19 protein-coding genes and 2 pseudogenes are annotated in these 23,018 nt (G+C 71.0%); 10 read left to right on the top strand and 11 right to left on the bottom strand.

All coding sequences use genetic code 11. The features are described from left to right. The first annotated feature begins 13 nt into the window (after window positions 1–13). A complete protein-coding gene (locus tag ACFZDA_RS34430) occupies window positions 14–727 on the top strand; it encodes a hypothetical protein (protein WP_391089228.1) in 714 nt (237 codons plus the stop codon). Window positions 728–805: 78 nt separating this feature from the next. Here the strand turns inward: ACFZDA_RS34430 and ACFZDA_RS34435 are convergent, their stop codons facing one another. Together ACFZDA_RS34435 and ACFZDA_RS34440 are read right to left on the bottom strand one after the other, a co-directional pair. Further along, window positions 806–2,485: a chloride channel protein gene (locus ACFZDA_RS34435; protein ID WP_391089368.1), complete on the bottom strand. Its 1,680-nt coding sequence runs from the start codon at window positions 2,483–2,485 to the stop codon at window positions 806–808. Window positions 2,486–2,720: 235 nt separating this feature from the next. Next, complete coding sequence (locus ACFZDA_RS34440) at window positions 2,721–3,332, bottom strand: hypothetical protein (protein WP_391089230.1); 612 nt, start codon at window positions 3,330–3,332, stop codon at window positions 2,721–2,723. 457 nt (window positions 3,333–3,789) lie between these two features. Between ACFZDA_RS34440 and ACFZDA_RS34445 the strand changes: the two genes are divergently transcribed. From ACFZDA_RS34445 to ACFZDA_RS34475, 7 genes and pseudogenes are all read left to right on the top strand, one after another. Further along, window positions 3,790–5,190 carry an amino acid permease gene (locus ACFZDA_RS34445; RefSeq protein ID WP_391089232.1) on the top strand — a complete coding sequence of 467 codons (1,401 nt, stop codon included), beginning with the start codon at window positions 3,790–3,792 and terminating at the stop codon, window positions 5,188–5,190. A gap of 855 nt (window positions 5,191–6,045) precedes the next feature. After that, a complete protein-coding gene (locus tag ACFZDA_RS34450; RefSeq protein ID WP_391089233.1) occupies window positions 6,046–6,972 on the top strand; it encodes a DUF1918 domain-containing protein in 927 nt (308 codons plus the stop codon). A 57-nt stretch (window positions 6,973–7,029) separates the two neighbouring features. Continuing rightward, window positions 7,030–8,022 (top strand): Acg family FMN-binding oxidoreductase, encoded by a 993-nt coding sequence (locus ACFZDA_RS34455; RefSeq protein ID WP_391089235.1) that lies wholly within the window; start codon window positions 7,030–7,032, stop codon window positions 8,020–8,022. Window positions 8,023–8,320: 298 nt separating this feature from the next. Continuing rightward, window positions 8,321–8,437 (top strand): annotated as a pseudogene (locus ACFZDA_RS34460) (universal stress protein); the annotation flags it as partial. Between the two features lie 156 nt (window positions 8,438–8,593). Continuing rightward, the gene (locus tag ACFZDA_RS34465; protein ID WP_391089236.1) at window positions 8,594–10,993 is read left to right on the top strand and encodes a glycosyl hydrolase family 65 protein; all 2,400 of its coding nucleotides are present in this window, start codon (window positions 8,594–8,596) and stop codon (window positions 10,991–10,993) included. Between the two features lie 112 nt (window positions 10,994–11,105). Continuing rightward, the gene (locus ACFZDA_RS34470; protein WP_391089238.1) at window positions 11,106–11,984 is read left to right on the top strand and encodes an ion channel; all 879 of its coding nucleotides are present in this window, start codon (window positions 11,106–11,108) and stop codon (window positions 11,982–11,984) included. A 366-nt stretch (window positions 11,985–12,350) separates the two neighbouring features. Further along, on the top strand, window positions 12,351–13,376 hold the full coding sequence (locus tag ACFZDA_RS34475) for an ATP-dependent 6-phosphofructokinase (protein ID WP_391089370.1): 1,026 nt from the start codon (window positions 12,351–12,353) through the stop codon (window positions 13,374–13,376). A gap of 4 nt (window positions 13,377–13,380) precedes the next feature. On the opposite strand, the gene ACFZDA_RS34480 is transcribed toward ACFZDA_RS34475, so the two are convergent. Continuing rightward, complete coding sequence (locus ACFZDA_RS34480; RefSeq protein ID WP_391089241.1) at window positions 13,381–14,268, bottom strand: universal stress protein; 888 nt, start codon at window positions 14,266–14,268, stop codon at window positions 13,381–13,383. Between the two features lie 159 nt (window positions 14,269–14,427). Further along, a complete protein-coding gene (locus ACFZDA_RS34485) occupies window positions 14,428–15,006 on the bottom strand; it encodes a rhodanese-like domain-containing protein (protein ID WP_391089243.1) in 579 nt (192 codons plus the stop codon). Window positions 15,007–15,083: 77 nt separating this feature from the next. Between ACFZDA_RS34485 and ACFZDA_RS34490 the strand changes: the two genes are divergently transcribed. Then, window positions 15,084–15,365 carry a metal-sensitive transcriptional regulator gene (locus ACFZDA_RS34490; protein WP_306959848.1) on the top strand — a complete coding sequence of 94 codons (282 nt, stop codon included), beginning with the start codon at window positions 15,084–15,086 and terminating at the stop codon, window positions 15,363–15,365. A gap of 38 nt (window positions 15,366–15,403) precedes the next feature. Here ACFZDA_RS34490 and ACFZDA_RS34495 read toward each other — a convergent pair whose 3' ends face one another. From ACFZDA_RS34495 to ACFZDA_RS34505, 3 genes are read right to left on the bottom strand one after another with little or no spacing between them, the layout of a single operon-like run. Continuing rightward, a complete protein-coding gene (locus tag ACFZDA_RS34495; protein ID WP_391089245.1) occupies window positions 15,404–16,153 on the bottom strand; it encodes a TSUP family transporter in 750 nt (249 codons plus the stop codon). Next, complete coding sequence (locus ACFZDA_RS34500; protein WP_391089246.1) at window positions 16,150–16,512, bottom strand: rhodanese-like domain-containing protein; 363 nt, start codon at window positions 16,510–16,512, stop codon at window positions 16,150–16,152. The genes ACFZDA_RS34495 and ACFZDA_RS34500 overlap by 4 nt, the downstream gene beginning before the upstream one ends. A gap of 34 nt (window positions 16,513–16,546) precedes the next feature. Continuing rightward, entirely contained in the window at window positions 16,547–17,923 is a 1,377-nt protein-coding gene (locus ACFZDA_RS34505; RefSeq protein WP_391089248.1) for a rhodanese-like domain-containing protein, read from the bottom strand. Window positions 17,924–18,233: 310 nt separating this feature from the next. Here ACFZDA_RS34505 and ACFZDA_RS34510 point away from each other — a divergent pair. Continuing rightward, window positions 18,234–18,341 (top strand): annotated as a pseudogene (locus ACFZDA_RS34510) (pirin family protein); the annotation flags it as partial. A 41-nt stretch (window positions 18,342–18,382) separates the two neighbouring features. On the opposite strand, the gene ACFZDA_RS34515 reads toward ACFZDA_RS34510, so the two are convergent. The 4 genes from ACFZDA_RS34515 to ACFZDA_RS34530 form a co-directional block, all read right to left on the bottom strand. After that, entirely contained in the window at window positions 18,383–19,963 is a 1,581-nt protein-coding gene (locus ACFZDA_RS34515; protein WP_391089250.1) for a lectin, read from the bottom strand. A gap of 244 nt (window positions 19,964–20,207) precedes the next feature. Beyond that, window positions 20,208–20,330 (bottom strand): hypothetical protein, encoded by a 123-nt coding sequence (locus ACFZDA_RS34520; protein WP_391089252.1) that lies wholly within the window; start codon window positions 20,328–20,330, stop codon window positions 20,208–20,210. Window positions 20,331–20,460: 130 nt separating this feature from the next. Next, complete coding sequence (dctA, locus tag ACFZDA_RS34525) at window positions 20,461–21,894, bottom strand: C4-dicarboxylate transporter DctA (RefSeq protein WP_391089254.1); 1,434 nt, start codon at window positions 21,892–21,894, stop codon at window positions 20,461–20,463. Beyond that, entirely contained in the window at window positions 21,891–23,009 is a 1,119-nt protein-coding gene (locus ACFZDA_RS34530; RefSeq protein ID WP_391089256.1) for a PrpF domain-containing protein, read from the bottom strand. The genes dctA and ACFZDA_RS34530 overlap by 4 nt, the downstream gene beginning before the upstream one ends. Window positions 23,010–23,018 lie beyond the last annotated feature (9 nt).

Consider the following 23,018-nt stretch of genomic DNA (forward strand, 5'->3'; position numbering starts at 1 on the left):
AGGCAAGGTGCGCATGCGGCGGAGACGTCAGCCCGTGGCCGCGCCGGAGCCGCATCTGATGGCGCATCTGCGGAGCATGGTGTGGGGGCCGGCCGAGTTCGTCGGCCTGCCGCCGTGGTGGCTGACCGCGGAGGGGCTCCTGGGCGGATGCATGGCAGCGGCGGCCATCACCGGTAGCGCGGTCGCCGGGGCCTGGTACGGGATCCCGGGGCTGGCGGACGGCGAGGGCGGACTGGTCTGTGCCGGCGCCCTCGTCCTCTATCTCTGCGTGATCCGGGCCGGGCGCGCGCTGATCGGCCTCGTCGCCGTGCTCGGGGCGTGCCTGGCGCTTCACGCGCCCCAGGCGGCCGTGGGCGTCGTGCTGGCGGTGCGCGGGCAGGTCGAGTCCGCTGTGGTGACCTCGGTCGACGGCGGGCCCGGAGCCGTACCTGGTGGCGGCCGCTACCTCTGCTCCGTGGCCGACCGGGACGGCGTCCCCCTGAAGGTCCGCATCTGGCGTGGTTGTGGACAGTCCACCCGTCCCGGCGACGCGCTCGCCGTCGTGTACGACCCCGAGGGGCAGGTCCCGCCGCGCGGTGTCCAGCTGGGGGAGTCCTCCCTGGAACCGCTGCGCGACCTGTCCGGCTGGGCTGCCGGCTTCGTCGCCGCCTGTGTGGTCGCGATCGTCCGTTCCTACCGGCTCTCCGCCCCGAGGTCCGACACCTGTGCGTCTTCGCCGGGATCATGACGTGACGCGGATCTTGTGGCTCGCAGGCGGGACACCGCGGAGGTCGAAGCGGTGTCCTGACCGTCTTCGGGGCGCTGTTCACGCGGACGCGTGCACCGCCCGCAGCGCGCTCTGGTGACTGAGCCAGCCGACCGGCCTGCCGTCCACCGGGTCGAGGACCGGCACTCCGGTCCCCGCCGTCGAGAGCAGGGCGTGCAGTGCCTGCGCGAGGGGCTGGTCGGTCAGGACGGGGGTGGGTGGCTCGGCGAGCTGCCCGACCGTGGCGGGGTGTGCGTCCGGCTGCTCCGCCAGCGCCTCGGCGATGGCCTGGGCGGTGACGACGCCCACGTACCGCTCCGTGGCGTCGACGACCGGCAGGGTCCCGTATCCGGAAAGGCTCAACAGGTCGGCGGCGTCAGCCAGTTCGGTCGACGCGGGCAACGACGAGGGCAGTGGGTCCATGACGGAGCCCACCTGCTGGGCGCCGATCCGCGCCCCGGGGGCGGGGCCCTCGAGGTCGATGCCGCGACGGCGCAGCTTGAGGGTGTAGATCGTGTCGCGGGTCAGCAGGTGGCTGACGGCGGTGGCCAGCACGATGGCCAGCATCAACGGCAGGATGATCGAGTACTCGCCGGTCAGCTCGAAAAGGATCACCACCGCGGTGATCGGCGCCCGGGAGGCCCCTGCGAACACCGCGCCCATCCCCACCAACGCGTACGCCCCCACGGAGCCGGCCGTCGCGGGCAGCAGATGGTGGACGCCCGTGCCGTACGCGGCGCCGAGCATCGCCCCGATGAACAGACTGGGCGCGAACACCCCGCCCGAACCGCCGATGCCGATGGTCAGGCTCGTCGCCAGCATCTTGCCCAGGATCAACAGGAGCAGGAAGCCGACCGCGTACCCGCCCTGGGTGGCCTTCTCCAGCACCGGGTAGCCGACCCCGTACATCTCCGGCAGGGCCAGCAGTACCAGGCCGAGTACCAGTCCGCCGACCGCCGGGCGCAGCCACTCCGGTCCCCGCCACAGCCAGTCGCAGGCGTCCTCGATCAGGTAGAGCACCCGGGCGAAGCCCACCCCGACCACGGCCGCGACGACGCCGAGGAGGGCGAACAGGCCGTACTGCGCGAGGTGGCCGACATGGAAGGCGGGCAGGGTCAGGAAGGCGACGTCGCCGAAGGCGGCCCGGCCGATCACGCTCGCGGTGACGCTGGCCACGACGGTCGCGCCGAACGCCTCCGCGGAGAAGGTGCCCAGGATCAGCTCCATGGCGAAGAAGACCCCGGCCAGCGGTGCGTTGAAGGTGGCGGCGATGCCGCCCGCCGCGCCACACGCGACCAGCAGCTTCATCCGCCCGTCGGTCACCTTCGCCACCCGGCCCAGGGTGGAACCGAGAGCGGAGCCGATCTGCACGATCGGCCCCTCACGGCCGACCGAACCGCCGGAGCCGATGGTCAGCGCGGAGGCGAGTGTCTTGACCACCGCCACCTTCGGGCTGATCCGGCCGCCGCGCTGGGCCACCGCCAGCATCACCTCCGGGACCCCGTGCCCGCGCGCCTCCTTGGCGAACCGGTTCACCAGAGGGCCGTACAACAGGCCGCCGACCACAGGGGCGAGAAGCACGAAGTACGGACCGAGCCACGGCACGTGCGGGTTGCCCATACCCGGGGAGGCCGCGTAGTCGGCGTGACCGGAGAACAGACGGGTGAAGGTCGTGATGCACCAGCGGAAGACGACCGAACCCGCACCGGCCCCGCCCCCGATCAGCACCGCGAGCACCATCAGGCCCCAGGGAGCGGCGCGCAGCCCCGCCGCTCTGCGAGCAGGGATGGACATCCTGTTCGCGGCCGTCGCAGGCCCGCTGTGCTCGATCGCCTCAGTGGTGCGCATTCATTCCCCTTCCTACTTTTGCATTATGCAAAACTTGTCAAGGGGTTCAGCGCTGAGGTGGTCCGCTATGCCGAGGTCGGTTCAGAAGCGACCCGTGTCCTGGCGGCCATGGCCGTGCATCCGTGCTTCAGACGGCGATCGCGAGCACGGCGCACAGGTAACCGCAGAGTCCGAGCACTGTGGCGAGCCAGACGGTGACGGTGTGGACGGCGAGTCGGCCGGGGGCCGGGAGCATGCCGAGATGGACCAGCGCCGCCCTGCTCACCCGCGGCTGGGGTCCGCGCCCGGGCGGGCGTTCGAGGGCTCGACGCAGTGCCCTGCGGGAGGCCGGACAGGTGAGACCCAGCGACGTACCGCTGGCGTCACGCACCAGCAGAACACGCTCCGAGACACCGCTGCGGGAAAAGTAGGTCATCAGCCGTACCCGCTCGATCCGGGACAGGTCCACGGTGCGCTCACCGGTCAGTGTCCGCGCGATCAGAAGGGTTCCAGAGCGGCGCGGTGGCGACTTCTCCTTGTTCAGTGCGGTGAGCAGCAGGAGTCCGGCCGGTCCGGCGGTCAGCGCCAACGCGATCGCCACCCCTGCGGGAAGCACGCCGACGGCCGCCACGGCGAGCGCGGCGAAGGGCGACAGGACGAGCGCCCCGGCGAAGGCGGTCCAGCGGCGCGCCCGTCGCCGGGCCGCCGCTGGAGACGTCCAGAGGTGCGCGTACGTCGCTTTCACCCGGCTCTTGAGCATCGTGACTCCTCCATGGTCCGCCGTCCGAACCAGTCGGAGAGGGCCGCGCCGCCCTGCAGCCCGAAGCGCAGGAACGTCAGATGAGGTGCGGCCGCGGCCAACTGGGACCAGCGTGCGCGAGCCTTCTTCGGTGCCCAACCTCGGAGCCCTTTCCCCGCTTCCCTGACGGGAAGTCTGCCCCCGCGCACGGTCCGCCGTCACTGCCGGACTCCGGAAGCCTCAGGACGGCCTGACTGCCGGGTGAACGCGAGAGGCGCCCCCTGGAGTCGATGGAAGGCGGTGCATGCCAGTTCTGCTGAGACGGAGCATTGTTGTCCCACCGGAGAAGTCTTGACGCATATTTGACAGCTCACTGACGTCTTTCTGGCTTACGCTGGTCTGCGGTGTGCCGGGAAGCCTGGTCGGCGAAGTGTCCTCAACGCGTCCGTTCGCAAGCACGGACAGGAAAGGTCTTCGCGTGACCCTCTCGACGTCGGCCGCCGCCATTGCGGCCAACCCCTCGGTCGCCGCGCGCGGTCGTGGCCCGCGCCGCTCCATCCTCTTCTTCGCTTTCGCCTTCGCGGTGATCGCCGACCCGGTCTCCTCCGTCGCGTACGCCATCGAGGCCGCCCTGCGTGCCCTGCACGGTGACCTGGCCCTGCTGCTGCCGACGATGAGCCTGGTCATCGGGCTCGTCGTGGTCGTCACCGCCAACTACTGGCAGCTGGTCCGGCGCTTCCCCAAGGGCGGCGGCGCGGCGGCCGCGGCCGGGCGGGCCTTCGGTGCCCGCTGGACGTTCTTGCCCATTGGCGCGCTCGTCGTCGACTTCGTACTCACCATCGGCATCTCGATCGCCGCCGCGGCCAGCGCGGTCATCGCCCTCTTCCCGGGCCTGGCTCCACTGCGCATCCCGCTTGCACTGGTGTTGCTCGTGGTGGTGGCCGGGCTGACCTGGTTCGGGCACGGCGGACGGCTGCTGTTCGCCGTGATGACCGTGGCCTTCGTCGCCATCTCCGTGGCCGTCCTCATCCTGGGCTTCACCTCGCCCCACACCGCAGGCCACGCCGTCGCGACGACCGACCCGGGCCACTCGGCCATGCTCGCCGTGGTCCTGGCCTTCCCCGTCGCCATGGCCCTGGCCACTGGCATCGAGGCGCCCTCGACGGCGATTGCCCAGCTCGGCCAGCTCGACGACACCCACCGCCGCCGCTTCGGCCGGGGCACCCTCGCGCTGCTCCTGGTCATCGTCGGCGGCCTGACGCTGGCCCTGACCGGGCTCGCCGTCCGGCTGCACATCGGCATCCCCGGCACGGACTCCACCCAGATCGCCGACATCGCGCACGCCGCCGCCGGACCGGGCTGGCTCTACGGCGCCTTCCAGCTGACCAGCTCCCTTCTCCTGCTCGCCGCGGCCAGCTCCTCCTTCCAGGCCGGCCCCGGCCTGCTGAAGGCGCTCGCCGGCACCGCCGAGCAGCCCGGTGTCCTGCCGCCGGTTCTGGGGCGGACCAACCACCACCACACCCCGTACTGGTCCGTGGTGGTCTACCTGGCCGCCGCCGCCCTGGTCATCGTGGCCGCCGCAGGGCAGGAGCAGGAACTCGTCCTGTTCTACGCCGTCGCCGTCTTCGTCAGCTTCCTGGTCGGCCTGATCGCCATGGCCCGCTTCGCCCACCGGGAGAAGAAGAGCGCCCTGGCCTGGATCAACGCCTTGGCCGCAGTCGCCGTCGTCTTCACCCTCGCGGTCAACCTGCTGCGCGGCTGGCCGGTGCTGTCCCTGGCCGCGACCGTGCTCATCGCGGGCGGCCTGTACGCACGCTGGACGCGGGCCGGACGCCCGACCGGCATCGAGGACGTCGAGGCACGCGCTGAGGTGGCCTGACCCGCCGCCTACGCAGAAAACGCACATTTCAGCGCCCACATGCTGTGGGCAGGGGGAGATCAAATGACCATCAGGAGACCGGAGAGCTCCGGAACACCGGAAGACGGAGATCGTACGGCGTCCATCGCGGACTCCCTGTGGCAGAGGCTCCTCGAGGACAGCGAGCGAGCCATCCGAGAGTCCGCGCCGAAGGAGCCGTCGGCGCAGGAACGGGTGGCCGGCGCCGCGTTCCGGCTGCCCGAACCCGCTGTGGTCCGGCCGCAGTGGTGGCAAGGAGGGCAAGCGGAGCAGGACGGGTTGGAGGCAGTCGGAGAACTGTGGCAGCCCGAGGACCGGCGGATCGGACCGGCATGGCGTGATATGGACGCTCGGGCCAGGCTCCGCCGTGTCGGTCGCGTGCTCGGCACGGTCGTCGCGATCGCCGTGGTTCTGGGAGTGATGTCCCGGGTGCCCTCTGGCCCGAAAAGCCGCGACGAGCAGTACAGCGAAGCAACCCCGCAGGAGTCGGAAGACGTGCCTGACGATCTGCTGCCCACGGCGACCACGCGCCCGTCCGTCCTGGTCTCGGGACAGCCTTCGTCACCCACCGCTCACCCCAGGTGAGTCGCCAGAACGCTTGGCCCCTTTCACCGTCCAGTCGGAAGACATGGTCCGTGCCCTCGAATTTCTCGCCCAGCAGCGTGTAGCGCGCGTCTTGGACGCTGCCGGCCGATGCGTGGGCGAAGCGTTGGAAGAAGTCGCTGCCCTTCAAGATGCCGATGCTCACCCTGCGGATAGGGACCGGTCGGCCCATGCGGGGGCCTGTCGCGCGTGGCACGTTGGTTACAACACCATTCTGAGGAGAGGGCGGCGATCATGCGAGCTCACCTCGGCGACCAACTCGTCATCGAAAGCCCGGCGACCGGCGCCACCAGGCGCGACGGCGAGATCGTCGGGCTCCACCACGAGGACGGCACACCTCCCTACGACGTGCGCTGGTCGGACACGGACGAAGTGACGCTCGTGTTCCCCGGCCCCGACGCGCACCTCCGCCACGTCGAGCACGGACAGCAGCCCAGGACTACCCAGGGGACTTCCCGGCCGGACACGGCTGAGCCGGGATCCGTCTCCGCGGCAGCCCCGCCGGCCGGGGCTCCCAACCCCGGCGATATCGGCCGACGCGTGGCGGCGCAACGCCACAGGAGTGGGCTCAGCCTGGGAGAAACGGCCCGCCGCGCCCGCATGTCGCCCGACTACCTGGCATACCTGGAGGAACAGCCCGCCGACCCGAGTCTGGGGACTCTCGTCAGGCTGGCCGACGCGCTGGGCACCACCGTCGCCGCCCTGCGTGGGGGCGGCATCGATCTGCCACCCGGCCAAGGCCAGGCGCTCCTGCACCCGCAACTGAGGGATCTCACCCCGCAGGAATGCCGCACTCTGCTCTCCACACACGGTGTGGGGCGCGTCGCGCTCCCGGCGTCCGACGGTCGCCCGGCGGTGGTCCCGGTCAACTACGAGGTCGTCGACGACGCCATCGCTTTCCGGACCGCCCCCGGGTCGGTGCCCGCGGCAGCGGTGGGAAAGGAGGTCGCCTTCGAAGTGGACCACGTGGACGAAGCCATGAGCCAGGGCTGGAGTGTGCTGGCAGTCGGCCCGGCGCGCGTCGTCACGGAGCCCGACGCCGTGCGCGGGCTCACCCGACGCGCCCACACCACGCCCTGGGCGGGCGGTGAACGCGAGATCTGGGTATCGATCCGGCCCGCGACCCTCACGGGCAGACGCATCACCCCCGCCGACGAGTAAGCCACCGCAGGACTGGTCCCCTCCTGGCCTGCCGCCGACTCGCGAGAGGAGACTCCGGTGAGCGGACAAGAACCGTCCGACGAGCGCCTGACGGACCTGGTCCACGACGCTGCCGCCGCCCCGTCGATGCACAACGCACAGCCCTGGCGCTTCCGCTACGTCCGGCGCAGCCGCACGTTCGAGATGCGCGCCGACTTCGAGCGTGCCATGCCCCGCTCCGACCCCCGGACCCGCGGCCTGCACATCGGTTGCGGCGCCGCCCTGCTGAACCTTCGGGTCGCCGTGGCCCACGAGGGCTGGCATCCGGAGACCCGGCTGCTGCGCGACCCGTCCGATCCGGCGCTCCTCGCGAGCGTGCGGCTGACCGCACCCGGAATCGGGGAGAACGACCTCGGCGCGCTGTATCCGGCGATCCACGAACGGCACAGCAGCCGCTTCCCGTTCGACGAGACGGAGATTCCCCATGCCGTGCGGGAGGCGCTCAGCGAGGCCGCCCGGCGTGAGGGAGCCGTGCTGACGTTCCCCACCTCATGGCACCTGCAGGAGGTGCTGGAGGTGGTCCAGGAAGCCGAGGCGCGCAACCTCACCGACCGCGGCAGCGACCAGGACCTGGCCGAATGGACCCGCATCGACGCTCCGTCGGCGAACATGACCGACGACGGAGTCCCGGAATACGCCTTCGGGCCGCGCAAGCGCGGGGGCAAGGCTCCCATGCGGGACTTCGCGGGCCCACGGCAGGTGGCGGGACGGGACGCCGCGGACTTCGAACAGAGCCCCCAGGTGGCCCTGGTCAGCACGAGCCACGACCGCCCGGAGGACTGGCTGCGGGCCGGCCAGGCCATGGAACGCGTCCTGCTGCTGGCCACCCTGGAGGGCCTGGCCAGCTCCTTCGCCACCCAGCCCCTCGAATGGGCGGACCTGCGCTGGCCGCTGCGTGATCCGGTCACCGGGACGGGCTACACGCAGATGCTGCTGCGCCTGGGATACGGCCCCAAAGGCCCCCGCACGCCGCGCCGGCCGGTGTCGGACGTACTCGACATCCGGCCCTGACCCGCCCGTCCGGACCGGCTGACTGGCCGGTGAGCTGCGGCTCGACGTCCACAGCGGATCGGCACGGCTGACGATGCCCTGGAGCATGCCCACCTGGTCGACCACGGGCAGCCGCTCCCAAGGCTCCGTTCCCGCTCCCGGCCACCTGACTCCACAATCGTCGCAAAAAGGTGCTGTGCAACCTGGGCGTGGATGCCCCTGCCAAGAGTCGGTCCACATGTCGCGTTGGCCCCAGGGCGGTGCGACGGTATTGACAGGGACTTCCCGCAGTGCCTGGGGCAGGGAGGTGATGGTGACCATGGAACTCCCGATGGTCGTCGGTGTCGACGGATCGGACTCCAGCCTGCAGGCGGTGGACTGGGCGGTGGACGAGGCGGCGCGTCTCGGGCTGTGTCTGCGGCTCGTCCAGCGGTCGAAGGCCCCGCACACAAGGCCCTCCAGGATGCCTCGGCCGAGGCCGATCCGGTGGTCGTGGGCGCATTGAGGAGGCACGGTCACTTCGGTCTGTGCCTGATCCGGCGCGCCTCTCACGCTCCTGCACATCTCGTCGAGCGAGAAGGGGAGGGCGCGAGTGTCGGACTGGACATGGGAGTACAGGGGCTGCGACCCCACGGCCGAGCAGTTGCGTGAATCACTCTGCACGCTGGGCAACGGCTACTTCGCCACGCGCGGCGCGGCGCCCGAGTGCCGGGCGGGCCTGGTGCACTACCCGGGGACCTACGTCGCCGGGTGCTACAACCGCCTGGAGTCGACCGTGGCGGGACGGCACGTGGTGAACGAGGACCTGGTCAACCTTCCGAACTGGCTGCTTCTGCGGTTCCGTGTGCGCCGCGCCGGGGGAGCGTGGTGCCCGTGGTTCTCTCCTGACAGGAGCGCGCTACTGGACTACCGGCACGTCCTGGACCTGCGCCGGGCCACGCTCACCCGCACGCTTCGTTTCCGGGACGACGATGTGGGCGTGCTCGGCGTCCGGCAGACCCGCCTGGTGCACATGGGGGACCCTCACCTGGCGGCCCTGCGGACGGTCTTCACGCCCGAGGACTGGTCGGGGGAGATCGAGATCCAGTCCTGCCTCGACGGTGACGTGATCAACGGCAATGTGCACCGTTACCGCGCCCTCAACGGGAGCCATCTGACCCATGTGCGGACGGGGGCACAGGAGCCCGACACGGTCTGGCTGAGCTGCCGCACCAGCAGCTCGGGCATCGGTGCCGCCATGGCCGCCCGGACGGTCGTCGCCGGCCGAACCGCGGCCTCCTCGGAGTTGCGTCCCGGCCGGCGGCGTGCCGTGCACCGCCTGGTGGTCCCGATCGCTCCGGGCCGGCCCGTCGACGTGGAGAAGACCGTGGCGCTGTTCACCTCACGCGACACGGCGATCAGCGACCCGCTCGAGGCAGCACTCGACCGGGTGTCCACGGCGGGAGGCATCTCGGAGCTGCTGGACTCCCACATCGGCGCGTGGGAGCGATTGTGGCGGCGCGCGGACATCCAGGTGCCCGGTCGGGCAGGCCGCGTCCTGCGCCTCCATCTCTTCCACGTCCTGCAGACGCTCTCGCCGCACACCGCGGACCTGGACGTGGGGGTGCCGGCCCGGGGCCTTCACGGTGAGGCGTACCGGGGCCATGTGTTCTGGGACGAACTGTTCGTGCTGCCGTATCTCAACCTGCACTTCCCAGAGGTCTCCCGGGCCCTGCTGAACTACCGCTACCGACGCCTCCCGCGAGCGTGCCGGGCGGCCGCCGCCATCGGCCGGGCCGGGGCGATGTACCCGTGGCAGAGCGGCAGCGACGGCCGCGAGGAGACACAGGTGTGGCATCTCAACCCGCACTCGGGGCGCTGGCTGCCCGACCACTCCCGGCTTCAGCACCACGTGGGCTCGGCAGTCGCTTACAACGTGTGGCAGTACTGCGAGGCCACCGGCGACACGGAGTACCTGCACACCAAGGGCGCGGAGATGCTGCTGCAGATCGCCCGCTTCTGGGCCGACCTCGCCGACTTCGACCCCGGCACGGGCCGCTACCGCATCCGCGGCGTCGTCGGCCCCGACGAGTACCACGACGGCTACCCCGGTGCCACCACGCCGGGGCTGGATGACAACACGTACACCAATGTCACCGCCGCCTGGGTCCTCACCCGTGCCCTGGACCTCCTGCGGCGCCTTCCCGCCTGGCGCCGGGAGGAACTGTTCGAACGCGTCCGGCTGGACGGCGACGAACTCCCCAAGTGGGAGGAGGTCTCCCGGCGGTTGCGGGTGCCCTTCCACCAGGGCGTCATCAGCCAGTTCGAGGGCTACGACGACCTCGCCGAGCTGGACTGGGACGCCTACCGGGCGCGCTACGACAGCATCCGGCGCCTGGACCGGATCCTGGAAGCCGAGGGCGACACGGTCACCCGCTACAAAGCGTCCAAACAGGCCGACGTCCTCATGCTCGGCTATCTCTTCTCGCCCGCCGAGCTGCGGGATCTGTTCCGGCGCCTCGGGTACGACCTGGACGACGAGGTCTGGCGCAGGACCGTCGACTACTACCTGCGGCGCACCAGTCACGGCTCCACGCTCAGCGGGCTCGTCCACGGACTGGTCCTCGCCCGCGCCAGACGGGCCGAGGCATGGACGTACGTCCAAGAGGCCCTGCAGGCGGACATCGCCGACATCCAGGGCGGCACGACCGGCGAGGGCATCCATCTCGGGGCCATGGCCGGGACCCTGGACCTGGTCCAGCGTGGTCTGACCGGGCTGGAGACGCGCGAGGACGCCCTGTGGCTGGACCCGGTCCCCCTCCCGGCGCTGTCCGAGTACGGATTCTCGCTGCGCTACCGGCGTCACTGGGGTGTCGTCGTACGGCGCCGCAGAGGGCAGTTGGAGATCGGTGTGCCCGACTCGGAGGAAGCGCCGATCCGCGTGGTGCTGGCCGACCGGGCTGTGACCGTCGCGCCCGGGGAGACCTGCACGCTCGAGCTGCCGATGAGTTGAACAGCGCACAGGGCGTGCCGGGCCCCGCGGCTGCCTCATGATCCACCCCAAAGGCCATAGGCTCCGAGAAAGCGGGTTCCGCTTCAGGAGACAAGGGCCGTGGGAGACGTGGATGAAGTGGCTGGTCTCGCTGGTCGGTGCCGGGCTCGTCATGATCACCCTGCGCGATCTGTTCCACACCCTCTGGCACCCCACCCGCCACGGTGGCCTGAGCCGCCTCGTCATGACGGCGCTGTGGCGACTGGCCCGGCGCTTTCGTGCGCGTAGGCGGGTGGTCGGGCTCGTGGGACCGCTCGCCATGGTGACGGTGGTGAGTATGTGGGCCGTCACCGTCATCCTCGGCTGGGCCATCGTCTACTGGCCCCACATGCCCGGGGCGTTCACCTTCTCGCCCGGTTCCGAGGCGGCGCGTGAGCCGGCGCTGCTCGACTCCGTGTACCTGTCGCTCGTCACGGTCGCCACCCTGGGCCTGGGGGACATCACACCTGCTGAGAGCTGGCTTCGCCTGGTCTCACCCGTGGAAGCCCTCGTCGGTTTCGCCCTCCTGACGGCCACGGTCTCCTGGGTGCTGGAGATCTACCCGGCGCTGACCCGCAGAAGGGTCCTGGCCATTCGGCTGGCCCTGCTGCGCGACGCGGACCCGACGACGCGGCAGATCGACTGCACGGCGGGGGCGCTGCTGCTGGACAGCCTGGCCACCGAGGTCGTACGCGTCCGTATCGACCTCACCCAGTACGCCGAGGCGTACTACTTCCATGACGGGGAGGACCACTCGTCGCTGGCGGCCACGGTCGGCTACGCCGATGCCCTTGCCCGACGCGGGCAGGCAGCGCGGCGGCCGGAGGTGCGACTGGCCGGTGACCTGCTCGCCGGTGCCCTGAAGGACCTCGCCGCCATCCTTGACCAGCGCTTCCTCCATACGGGCGGAACGCCGACGGAAGTGTTCGCCGCGTACGCCGACGACCACGGCCGCAGCCGTGCGCTGCCTTGAGCAGTGGAGACGGGCGTGTGCGGCGAGCACGGCGGCGATCCGGAGTCCATCCACTTCCTCCACCGGGCCGGGCGGCGCTCGTCGGTGCCGTCGGCAGTGACGGCAAGTGACGTCCATCAGCCGTATCGCCTGATCGTCGGCGCGGGGCACTTCGTTCCTCGGGGAGGCCGGATGCCGCATGCCCGCGTCGGTGTCACCCGGCTCACCGCTCAGGGGGCCTGCGGTTTCGCACCCGTCGAGTGGCCACCGCCGACGGAACCGGGGGAGGCTGGAGGAAGGCGGCGATCCACATGCCCCCCGGCAGCCGTCCCCGGTCGCGACGAGGGCCGCGACCGGACAGGGTGTGCATCGGATGGGAGAAGACCCATGAAGGTCGGAGTGCTGACCGGCGGCGGTGATTGTCCCGGCCTCAACGCCGTGATCCGCGCCGTCGTCCGCAAAGGCGTCCAAGAGTACTCATTCGACTTCGTCGGTGTGCGGGACGGCTGGCTCGGATTGCTCAAGAACGACGTCGTTCCACTCGATATCTCCAGCGTTCGGGGAATTCTTCCCCGCGGCGGGACCATCCTCGGGTCCTCCCGCACGAACCCGTTCAAGCACGAGGAGGGGCTGCGACGAGTGCGGGACACGCTCGCGGCGCACGATGTGGACGCGCTTGTCGTGATCGGCGGGGAGGACACGCTGGGGGCGGCCACAGAGCTCAGCCGACATGGGATCAATCTGGTCGGCGTGCCGAAGACCATCGACAATGACGTCTCGGGTACCGACTACACCTTCGGCTTCGACACCGCCGTCGGTATCGCGACGGAGGCCATCGACCGCCTTCACACCACCGCCGAGTCACACATGCGCGCCCTTGTGGTGGAGGTGATGGGACGGCATTCCGGCTGGATCGCCCTGCACGCCGGCATCGCCGGCGGCGCCAACGTGATCCTCATCCCGGAGCGGCCGTTCGACATCGAGCAGGTGTGCGAGCAAGTGAAGCGCCGGTTCCAGATCAACTACGCGCCGATCGTCGTCGTGGCCGAAGGGGCGGCCCCAAAAGAGGGGCAAATGATCGTCAAGGACCAGTCTCTGGACGAGTTCGGCCATGTGCGGCTGTCCGGCATCGGTGAATGGCTGGCCCAGGAGATCTCCGCACGCACCGAGAAGGACGCCCGCACCACGGTCCTGGGGCACATTCAGCGCGGCGGCACCCCGAGCCCCTTCGACCGGTGGCTGGCCACCCGCTTCGGGCTGCACGCCATCGACGCGGTCAAGGAGGGGGACTTCGGCTGCATGGTCGCCCTGCGGAGCACGCGAATCGTCCGCGTGCCCCTCGCGGAAGCCACAGCGGAGAACAAGGTGGTGGAGCCGTCGCTGTACGACGAGTTCGAGGCCTTCTACGGCTGACCCCTCATCCGGCGTGCGGTACGACCCCGACCGGACAGCGGGCGTGGTGCAGTACGGCGTGGGTGACCGGGCCCAGCCGGCCTTCGGCCGACTGCGGCTCGGTGCGGCGCCCCACGACGAGCAGGCCCGCGCTCCGGGAGGCATTCAGGAGTGCTTCCGCTGGGTGGAGCAGCATGACATCGGAGTCGACCGTCACACCCGGGTACTTCTTCTGCAACGGACGCAGGGCGTCAGACAGCCGCAGCACCTCCTGGTCTTCCCAGGTGGCTCGATCCTCCTCGGTCACCACCAGGATGCGGGGTGAGACAGACTCGACGGGAAGGGCCCAGGCCCGCACCACGCGCAGAGATGCCGCGCGGGCCTCGGCGGCCGAGAAGGCGAAGTCGGCCGCCTCACCGGCCGGCCGCCGCGCGTCGAACCCCAGCACGACCTGGCCGGTGCGGCGTGCGGCGGACGCCCCGTCGGCGAAGGTGCCGGAACGGTGGGGGACGAGCACGACGGGGCAGGAGGCCACTGCCGCCGTCCGCAGGGCCACCGAGCCGACCGCCAGCCCCTTGAAACCGCCCGTTCCGCGGGTGCCGACAACGAGGAGTGCGGCATCACGTGCCGCGCTGCGCAGGGCGTCGGCCGGGGAGTCATCTACATGCTCGCCCTCCACTTCCAGGCCCGGGTGACGGTCGGCGAATTCCGTGACCGTCCGCTGGACCAACTGGGCGCCCATCTCCTGCAACCGCTCCATTGCCGGGCCCGGCACGACGGTCCCGGGAAGCCGCGGCGACGCGTGGAGCAGCCGCAGCGGAACGCCGCGCAGCGCGGCCTCTCGCGCCGCCCAGTCGGCTGCCGCCGCGGCGCGCTCGGACCCGTCGATGCCCGCCATCACAGGGAGACGCATCCTGGCCTCCTTCGTCCGGCCCGCACCTTCGCGGGGGCCATGGGCCCATGACTCCTCTCGTCCACTGTTCCACGGCGGGACCGCTCCGGCGCCCGGGCCGGATCCTGAAGCCACACCCAGAGCGGTCAGGAGCTCGGTAGTCCCACCCGCCGGCGCGGCTCAGACCGAGGGACGTCCGTCGCTCAGCGCAGTGAGAGTGGAATCGAGGTCGGTCGCCTTGGGCCGGTTGTACGGGAGCTTGGCGAGCAGGCGGGCCATGCCGCACGTGTCGGTGACCGCGGAGAAGACCAAGCCACCGGCGACACCTGCGGAGATCCACCGCGCCGCCGGGCGGAGCCGTCCGGCGAGGAGGCCCGACAGGACGAGGGAACCGGCGGCCAGGCGGACCTGCCGTTCCATCGGCCAGGGTGTGCGGACGCCGGCGGGGCGGTGGACGTCGTGGCCGAGCCGGGTCCAGGTGCTGGTGCCTCCGGTGAGGGTGGCGGCTGTGATGCCGGCCTCGGCCAGTCGCCGGCAGGCTTGTGCGGAGCGGGCGCCCGAGGCGCACACGACCAGGAGGTCGCCGCGCTCGGCGGCCACGTTGAGCGCGGGCAGGGCCGCGTCGAGGTGGTCGAGGGGGATGTTGTGGGCGTCGGGCAGGTGGCCGGTCGCGTATTCGCCGGGGGTGCGTACGTCGATGATGGTCAGCTCGTGAAGGCGGGCGCTGGCCTGGTCGGCGGTGAGGGCGGTGTGTGCCACGGGAATTTCCTTTGCTCTCTGTGCGTCACCCCCTTCGGTAGGATACCCATGGGGGTATCAGCGAAGGAGTGTGGGCTGTGGAACTGGCGATGGCGGCTGAGGAACTGAGGACGGTGGTCAACAGGCTGCGCCGGGCGCAGGGTCAGATCGCCGGTGTGATCAAGATGATCGAGGAGGGGCGGGACTGCGAGGACGTGGTCACGCAGCTCTCGGCGGCTTCCCGGGCGCTGGACCGAGCGGGCTTCGCGATCATCGCCACTGGCCTCCAGCAGTGCCTGACAGACGGGGACATGGCGGCATCCGAGGACCGCGAGGTGATGCGGGCGCGGTTGGAGAAGCTCTTCCTCTCATTGGCCTGAGGGAGGCGTGCCGTCCCTGGCCTCCCCTGGCTGTCCGGTCATGTCAGGGCGTCGGCGAGCATGAAGGCGGCCACGGCCAGCAGTACGACGGCGAACGTACGTTGCAGCAGGGTGCCGGAGATTTTGGTGGCCAGCCGTTTGCCGTCCCAGGCGCCCAGGATCGCGGCCCCGGTGAACGGCGCGATCACCGTCCAGTCGACGCCCGCCGTGGTGGCGCCCCTGGTGGCCAGGGAGGCGAGCGAGTTGGCCGAGATGATCAGCAGGCTCGTGCCGATCGCGGCCTGCATCTCGAAGGCCAGCACCGTGACCAGAGCCGGAACGGCCAGAAAGCCTCCGCCGACGCCGAGCAGTCCGGTCAGTGCCCCCAGTCCCGCGCCCGCGCCGCCGGCCCGGGCCGGCCGTAGGCCCTGGGGCCTTGCGGGAAGGTCCCGGGCCGGGCGCAGCATGCGGACGGCTGCGGCACCGGCGACGGCGGCGAACGCAGCGGTCAGCAGCGATTGCGGCAGGTGCCCCGCAAGGGCCCCGGCCAAGGCGGCGGGCAGGAGACCTGCTGCCGCGAACAGGGCACCCGTTCGCCAGCGCACGTTCCCGGCGCGGGCGTGGCCGTACAGGGCGGTCAGCGAGGTCGCGACGACGATGAGAAGTGCGGCCGTGGTGGCGGCCGCCGGTGTGAAGCCGAGCAGATAGATCAGCGCGGGCACCGCCAGGACGCTGCCGCCGCCACCGAGCGCGCCGAGCGCCAGCCCCACCACCCCGCCGGCGATGAGGGCCAGGAACAGCTCGCTCACGTTATGACACCGCCGCTGCCGTTCACGCCGGTGACCGGCAGGCCCTGCCGGGCCCAGGCGGTCATGCCGCCGGTGACGTCGGTGGCCTCCACGCCGGTGGCGGTCAGCAAGTCCGCGGCCGTACGGGAGCGGTTCCCGGAGCGGCAGATGGCCACCACCCGCCTGCCCCGCACGGCGGCGGGCAAGGGCGCTCCCGCCATCAGGCGCGTGAGAGGCAGGTGCAGTGCGCCGGGCGCGTGCCCGGCGTTCCACTCCTGCGTCTCGCGGACGTCGAGGAGGACGGCTTGCCCGTCGGCGACCAGCCGGTGGGCCTGTTCGGGGGTGACGCGGCCGGAGCCGCGTCGGAGGAAGGGCGACATGGTGCGTGTCTCCGTGCGGAAGGTGGGATGTGGTTCAGTCCTTGCCGACCGGCCCGATGAGCGACAGCCCGGCTTCGCCGGCGGCGGTGAAGGCGTCGTCGACGGCGACCACCTCACGGCCGACGGCGTCCAGAAGGGAGGCGGCGATCGCCGCGCGCATCCCGCCGGCGCAGTGCACCCACACCACACCCTCGGGCACCTCACCGAGTCGGCCGTGCAGCTCGTGGACGGGGATGTGCACCGAGTCCTCGACGAACCCGTCGGCCCGCTCGGAAGCGCGGCGCACATCCAGCACCACGACCTGCTCACCCCTCTCGCGGGCCTCGGCGAGATCGGCGAAGCGGGCGCGACGGAACGAAGCCGGCCGCTCGCCTTCGCGGACCCAGGTGTGTGCCTCTCCGGTGGCGGCGGCGGCCGGACGGTCGATGCCCACGCGGGCCAGTTCCCGTTGCGCCGCGGTGATCTGCTCCGGTGTGGAGGCCAGCAGGGTGACGGGCTTGCCCCAGGGGATCAGCCATGCCAGGTAGGTGGCCAGTTTGCCCTCGCCCTCGAAGTTGAACGAGCCGGCCACATGGCCCTCGGCGAAGGCGACACGGTTGCGCAGGTCCACCACCCACTCTCCGGCCGCCAGCCGGGAGGCGATCTCCTCGGCGTCGGCCGACCGCGGTGGAGTGAGGTCGACGGGCGCGGGGCCGGAGGTGTTGGCCGGACCCATGTGCGCGTAGTAGGCGGGTACGTCGTCCAGGCCGGCGAGCATCTCCGCGACGAAGGTGTCGACGTCCATGGTCAGAGCGTCGTTGTTCTTGCGCTCCGCGCCGATTGTCGTCGCGTCTCCCTCGGCCTGTGAGGAGGAGCAGAAGCTGCCGAAGCCGTGCGTGGGCAGCACCCGCACCTCGTCGTCGAGGGTGTCGGCCAGTCGATGTGCGGAGGCGTGCTGGGCGCGGGCCAGCAGCTCGGTCAGCCGCGGCTCGACCAGGTCCGGCCGCCCGACGCTGCCGATCAGCAGCGATCCACCGGTGAAGGCCGCCACGGGCCGCCCGTCCTCCTCAAGGACATAGGACGTGTGGTGCGGCGTGTGACCGGGAGTGGCCATGGCGCGCAGCAGCAGCCCCTCGTCCACCGCGATCGAGTCACCGTCGGCGATGGGCGTGCGGTCGAAGGACACCGAGGCCCCGGCCGGAATCAGGTAGCGGGCGCCGGTCGTGCGGGCCAACGCCAGGCCACCGGAGACGTAGTCGTTGTGCACATGGGTCTCGGCCACGTACGCGATGCGCACCCCGCGGCGGGCGGCTGCCGCGACGACCTGATCGATGTCACGCGAGGGATCCACCACAACTGCGGCACCGGGCCCGCCGGCCAGGTAGCTGCGGTTGCCCAGGCCCTCGATTTCCAGGGTGTCTACGAAGAACACGGCTACGACTCCTAGAGGGACGGCGTACCCCGGGGGGTATCTGTTCCTCACTTTAACAGAAATACCCCCGGGGGTATTTCCCGGGGGTGTGCGGGCTCTCGTGTGAGCCTCTCCCTGTCCTGAAGCACAGGTCAGCGCGGTCGGTGACCTGGAAGGCGGCGCTGCGGGACCGCGTCGCGGTCAGCCAAGCCGGGTCGGCGGTCCCGCACGGGAAGCCGGCATGCCCGTCCGGACGGGCATGCCGGCAGACCGCTGCCCGGACTGTTCGCCGGCCGAAGGACGGCCGACCTCCTGGGCGGGGAGCACCCCCTGGATGGAAGGGACATGGTTCGGCGAGGTGGAGGGGTACGACGGGGCGTCACTGCCCGCGCCGGAACCGCCGCCGGTGCCGTTGAAGCCGCGGGGAAGGGTGCGCTGATGGCACTTCGGCCGTTGCGGACGTCGCCGGCCGGCGATCGGTCAGACGCGGGTCCACTTCTGGTTGGCCGCGCCGCCGCAGTCCCAGATCTGGACCTTGGTGCCGTTGGCGGTGGCGCCGCCGCTGACGTCGAGGCACTTGCCGGAGCCGACGGCCGTGACGGTGCCGTCGGCGTTGAGGCGGAACTGCTGGTTGGACTGGCCGTTGCAGTCCCAGATGTTCACGGCGGTACCGTTGGCGGTGGCGGCGCCGACGACGTCCAGGCACTTGGTGCCGCCGTAGACGCGCAACTCGCCCGCGCCGGTGCTGGTGAACCGTTGGTTGGCGGCGCCGTGGCAGTCCCAGATCTCGGCGAGGGTTCCGTTGGCCTGGGAGCCGCCGGTGATGTCCAGACAGCGGCCGGAGCCCTGGCCCCTCAGCGAGAAGGTGCTGTTGCCGGGCGGCGTCCCGCCGCCGGAGACGACGTACATCGCGGCGCCGTGGGCGGGGACGGAGGCGCTGATGGAGCCGCTGGTCGAGCTGGTGGTGTGCGCCCACAGGTCTCGTACGGAGTAACTGGACGCCGGGCCGAGGCCGATCTGCGCAGCGGAGGTGGAGATGGTGGTCGTGCCGCTGCCGCGGTTGAGGAGGACCACTGCGACGGAGCCGTCCGCCATCGGCTTGGTCCACACCTCGGTGTTGCCGTTGTCGACGAGGCGGTTGCCCTGGCGGCCGCCCCAGTCCTGGTTGACCCCGATGACTTCGGTGTTGGTCAGGATCGACTTGGTGGCGGCGCTCATGGTGCGCAGGTCGTTGCCCGCGATCAGAGGCGCGTTGAGCAGTGCCCAGAGGCTGAAGTGGGCTCGGGACTCGGTGTCGGACAGGCCGTTGCCCACCTCCAGCATGTCCGGGTCGTTCCAGGCACCGGGGCGGGAGAAGCCCGCCCACCCGGGCTGGGCGTCCAGGATGCCCATCACGGAGTTCCAGTTGGCCTGGATGTCGCCGGTGGTGCGCCAGGAGTTGCCGGCGGCGGGGCCCCAGGTGCCGACCTGGTCCTGGCCCCAGTTGCACAGGGCGAAGAGGATGGGGCGGCCTGTCCTGGCCAGGGCGTCGCGCATGGCGGTGTAGCGTTCCTGGCCGCTGCGGCCCTGGTGGTCACCGCAGTTGTCGTACTTGAGATAGTCGATACCCCAGGAGGCCCACAGGTCGGCGTCCCGCTGCTCGTTGCCGAGGCTGGCGGGATAGCCGGCGCAGGTGGTCAGGCCGGCCGACGAGTAGATGCCGAGCTTCAGCCCCTTGCCGTGCACGTAGTCGGCGACCGCCTTGATGCCGTTGGGGAACTTGACGGGGTCCGGGACCAGGTTGCCGCGGGCGTCACGGTTGCGTGTCGACCAGCAGTCGTCGATGTTGACGTACTGGTAGCCGGCCGCGGCCATGCCGCTGGAGACCATCGCGTCGGCGGTCTCCCGGATCAGACGGTCACTCACATTGCAGCCGAAGCTGTTCCAGTCGTTCCAGCCCAACTGCGGAGTACGGGCGAGGCCGTTGTCGAGCGCCTGGGCCTCGGGGGCGGGTAAGAGGGCGAGAGGTACCGCGGCGGCGACCAGGGCCGCCGACAGCACCGCGCGGACGAGTCTGAGCATGGATTCTCCTCGATCGGTCGTGCGGATCCGAGGGCGTCGAGCGTGGTCCCGAGCCCGTTGTGCGCCGGTGCCGATGTCGTCCCCGACAGTGCCTGCCCCTGGGGCAGGCGGAGCCTGATCGCTCAGAAGGAAGCAGAAAACAGCGATCCAGTGTTCGGAAACGTGGGATTGCGGTGGGCAGTGTTGCACTGCATACGTACCACCGCAATGGTCCGCGCGGGCCTCGTCAAGACACCCGTCACGATCACCTCACTCGGCCCGTGGCGGCCTCCTTGAGCCGCGCCGACACCAGGCACGCCGGCCCGCAGTTGAGGATGATGACTTGGCCGCGCCGGGTCACCGCCTGCTTGACCGCTGTGGTCATCATGCTCGGCGGAACCCGGTACTCGACGACGGATTGGTCGTCGGAACTCAGCCGGCCCCGATCTGCTGCGGGGCGAGACGGGGCCGGTCCCGGAGTAGGGGCTCCGGGACCGGCCGTGGGGGGAGGGGCTGCGTCAGCCGGCGGCGGGCACGGGGGCGCGGTCCGTTCCCGCCGCTGCCTTCGGGCCGGTCTCCGCGGGCTGCTCACCGGGGACGGGGTCGGCCTGCGGCTCGGCGGTGTGATCGGCCTCGGGGGCGCAGGCGTAGGGGATCTCGCCGCGGAGGACTGCCTTGGCGCGGTCCTCGTCGAGTTGCCCCTCCCACTTGGCCACCGCCAGGGTGGCGACGCCGTTGCCGACGACGCTGGTCAGGGCGCGGGCCTCGGACATGAAGCGGTCGATGCCGAAGATGAGGGCCAGGGCGGCGACGGGGACGTGCGGAACGGCGCTGAGTGTGGCGGCCAGGGCGATGAAGCCGGAGCCGGTGACGCCGGCGGCGCCCTTGGAGGTGAGCAGCATGACGGCGAGCATCGTCAGTTGCTGGGTGAGGCTGAGGTCGATGCCCAGGGCCTGGGCGAGGAAGACCGAGCCCATGGTCAGGTAGATCGCGGTGCCGTCGAGGTTGAAGGAGTAGCCGGCGGGCAACGTGATGCCGACGACCGGCTTGGAGGCACCCGCGTGCTGGAGTTTGGCCATCATGCGCGGCAGCACCGGCTCGCTGGACGAGGTGCCCAGGACGATCAGCAGCTCCTCCTTGATGTAGCGGAGGAAGGGCAGCAGACGCAGGCCGTTGACGCGCATGACCGTGCCGAGGACGACCAGGACGAAGAACAAAGCGGTGAGCCAGAAGGAGCCGACCAGCAGGGACAGCTGGCGCAGGGTGTCCAGACCGTAGCTGCCGATCGTGAAGGCCATGGAGCCGAAGGCGCCGATCGGGGCCAGCCGCATGACCCAGCGGATGAGCGTGAACAGGACCTTGGACAGCTTCTCGACACCCTGGGTGATCCCCGCACCCGCCTCGCCGGCGGCGTTCAGCCCGAAGCCGAACAGGACGGAGATCAGCAGCACCGGCAGGATCTCGTGGCCGGTCAGCGCGCTGGGCAGGGTGTCCGGAATGATGGAGAGGACGAACGCGGAGACGCTCTCATGGCTTTGGGTCGCCTCCGGCGGCAGGCCCTCGGTGGAGAGGGTGGAGGGATCGACGTGCAGTCCGCTGCCGGGCTTGACGATGTTGACGACGACCAGGCCGATCACCATGGCGACGGTCGTCAGGACCTCGAAGTAGATCAGCGCCTTGAGGCTGACCCGGCCGACGGCGCGCGCGTTGCCCATGGAGGCGATGCCGTGGACGACGGTACAGAAGATGACCGGCGCGATCATCATGCGCACCAGGGCGATGAACCCGTCGCCCAGGGGTTTCAGATCGGCTCCGAGTGTCGGCCACAGCCAGCCGACCGCAGCCCCGGCAAGCACTCCGATCAGGCACTGGACGTAGAGCAGGGACAGCGCGCGGCGGATGCGGCCGGGTGGCTCGGTGACGGTACCCGGGGCGGCGTCGTTGCGGCTCATGCGGGGCGTCCTTCCAGGACGGGAACGAGGAGTTCGGCTCGGGCGATGCGGCGGGCGGCACGGTGCAGCAGCACCGTGGGGGAAGCGCCGTCCGCCGCGGGGACGGCTCGGGCGGTGATGACACCGGCCGGGGTGCCCAGGCGCAGCGTGCCGTCGGCGGTCTGCCGGGTGACGCGGTGGGCGAGGGTGCCGGGGGTGGCGGCCGCGGTGGCCAGGGCGACGGCCGAGGTGAGGCCGATCGCCGGGTGGGGAGCGTGCATGGAGACCATGCGTACGGCCAGGTCGTACTGGTCCTCTCCGACCTGGGCGCCGTCGGTGGTGCGGTAGGCGGCGGGGCGGGCGACCACGCCGACCTTCGGCACGGCGTGGCTGACGGGATCGTGCTCCTTGGCCAGGCCCATGGCAAGGGCGGCCTGACGGCGCAGCACGGTGAGCGCGGGCAACGCCCCGGCGAACTCGGCCAGGGACTCGGTGCCCCGCAGACCGAAGGCCTTGGCGTCGAACAGCGCGGCCGGGGCTCCGGCGTCGACCAGGGACGCCTCGATTCGGCCGGTGGGCCCGCTCAGGGTGTCCAGGGCACGGCCGGTCGGCAGGGTACGACCCGTCGTCGAACCCGCCGGGTCCTCGAAGCCGAGCAGGACCGGCACACCGAGTGCGGCGGTACCGGGCACCGCGGCCGTGCCCTCGTCGGGAGCCGTACACCCCGGGGTGGGGATGGTGCCGGTGAGCCGTGCTCCGGTGTTGACGTTGAGCATCCGCACCGTGGTGGACTCCGACGTGACCGGGACCAGCCCGTTGTGGACGGCGTAGAGGGCGACGGCGGTGGCGCAGTTGCCGCAGTTGCTGGCCCACTCCACGCGCTCGTCACCGATGCCGACCTGTGCGAAGGCGTACTCGACGTCGATGCCCGGTTCGGTCGAGGTCCGGACGATCGCGGCCTTGGACGTGGTGGAGGAGGCACCGCCGACGCCGTCGATCTGGCGGGGGTCGGCGGCGTTGTAGGCGGCGAGCAGCAGGGTGTCGGCGTCCACGCCGGTCGCGGCCACCGCGTGGTGGTCGAAGATCCAGCACTTGCTCGTACCGCCGCGGATCATCTCGCCCTGCAGACGCAACACAACAGACTC

It is taken from the genome of Streptomyces sp. NPDC007991, assembly GCF_042958445.1.
Taxonomy (GTDB): domain Bacteria; phylum Actinomycetota; class Actinomycetes; order Streptomycetales; family Streptomycetaceae; genus Streptomyces.

What these genes read in the sequence shown, in the direction of transcription:
- ACFZDA_RS34430 (WP_391089228.1), top strand. Translation starts at nt 14, where the DNA reads ATGCGGCGGAGACGTCAGCCCGTGGCCGCGCCGGAGCCGCATCTGATG.
- ACFZDA_RS34515 (WP_391089250.1), bottom strand. Translation starts at nt 19,963, where the DNA reads ATGCTCAGACTCGTCCGCGCGGTGCTGTCGGCGGCCCTGGTCGCCGCC.
- dctA (WP_391089254.1), bottom strand. Translation starts at nt 21,894, where the DNA reads ATGAGCCGCAACGACGCCGCCCCGGGTACCGTCACCGAGCCACCCGGC.
- ACFZDA_RS34480 (WP_391089241.1), bottom strand. Translation starts at nt 14,268, where the DNA reads ATGCGTCTCCCTGTGATGGCGGGCATCGACGGGTCCGAGCGCGCCGCG.
- ACFZDA_RS34520 (WP_391089252.1), bottom strand. Translation starts at nt 20,330, where the DNA reads ATGATGACCACAGCGGTCAAGCAGGCGGTGACCCGGCGCGGCCAAGTC.
- ACFZDA_RS34450 (WP_391089233.1), top strand. Translation starts at nt 6,046, where the DNA reads ATGCGAGCTCACCTCGGCGACCAACTCGTCATCGAAAGCCCGGCGACC.
- ACFZDA_RS34475 (WP_391089370.1), top strand. Translation starts at nt 12,351, where the DNA reads ATGAAGGTCGGAGTGCTGACCGGCGGCGGTGATTGTCCCGGCCTCAAC.
- ACFZDA_RS34470 (WP_391089238.1), top strand. Translation starts at nt 11,106, where the DNA reads ATGAAGTGGCTGGTCTCGCTGGTCGGTGCCGGGCTCGTCATGATCACC.
- ACFZDA_RS34440 (WP_391089230.1), bottom strand. Translation starts at nt 3,332, where the DNA reads ATGCTCAAGAGCCGGGTGAAAGCGACGTACGCGCACCTCTGGACGTCT.
- ACFZDA_RS34500 (WP_391089246.1), bottom strand. Translation starts at nt 16,512, where the DNA reads ATGTCGCCCTTCCTCCGACGCGGCTCCGGCCGCGTCACCCCCGAACAG.
- ACFZDA_RS34435 (WP_391089368.1), bottom strand. Translation starts at nt 2,485, where the DNA reads ATGGTGCTCGCGGTGCTGATCGGGGGCGGGGCCGGTGCGGGTTCGGTC.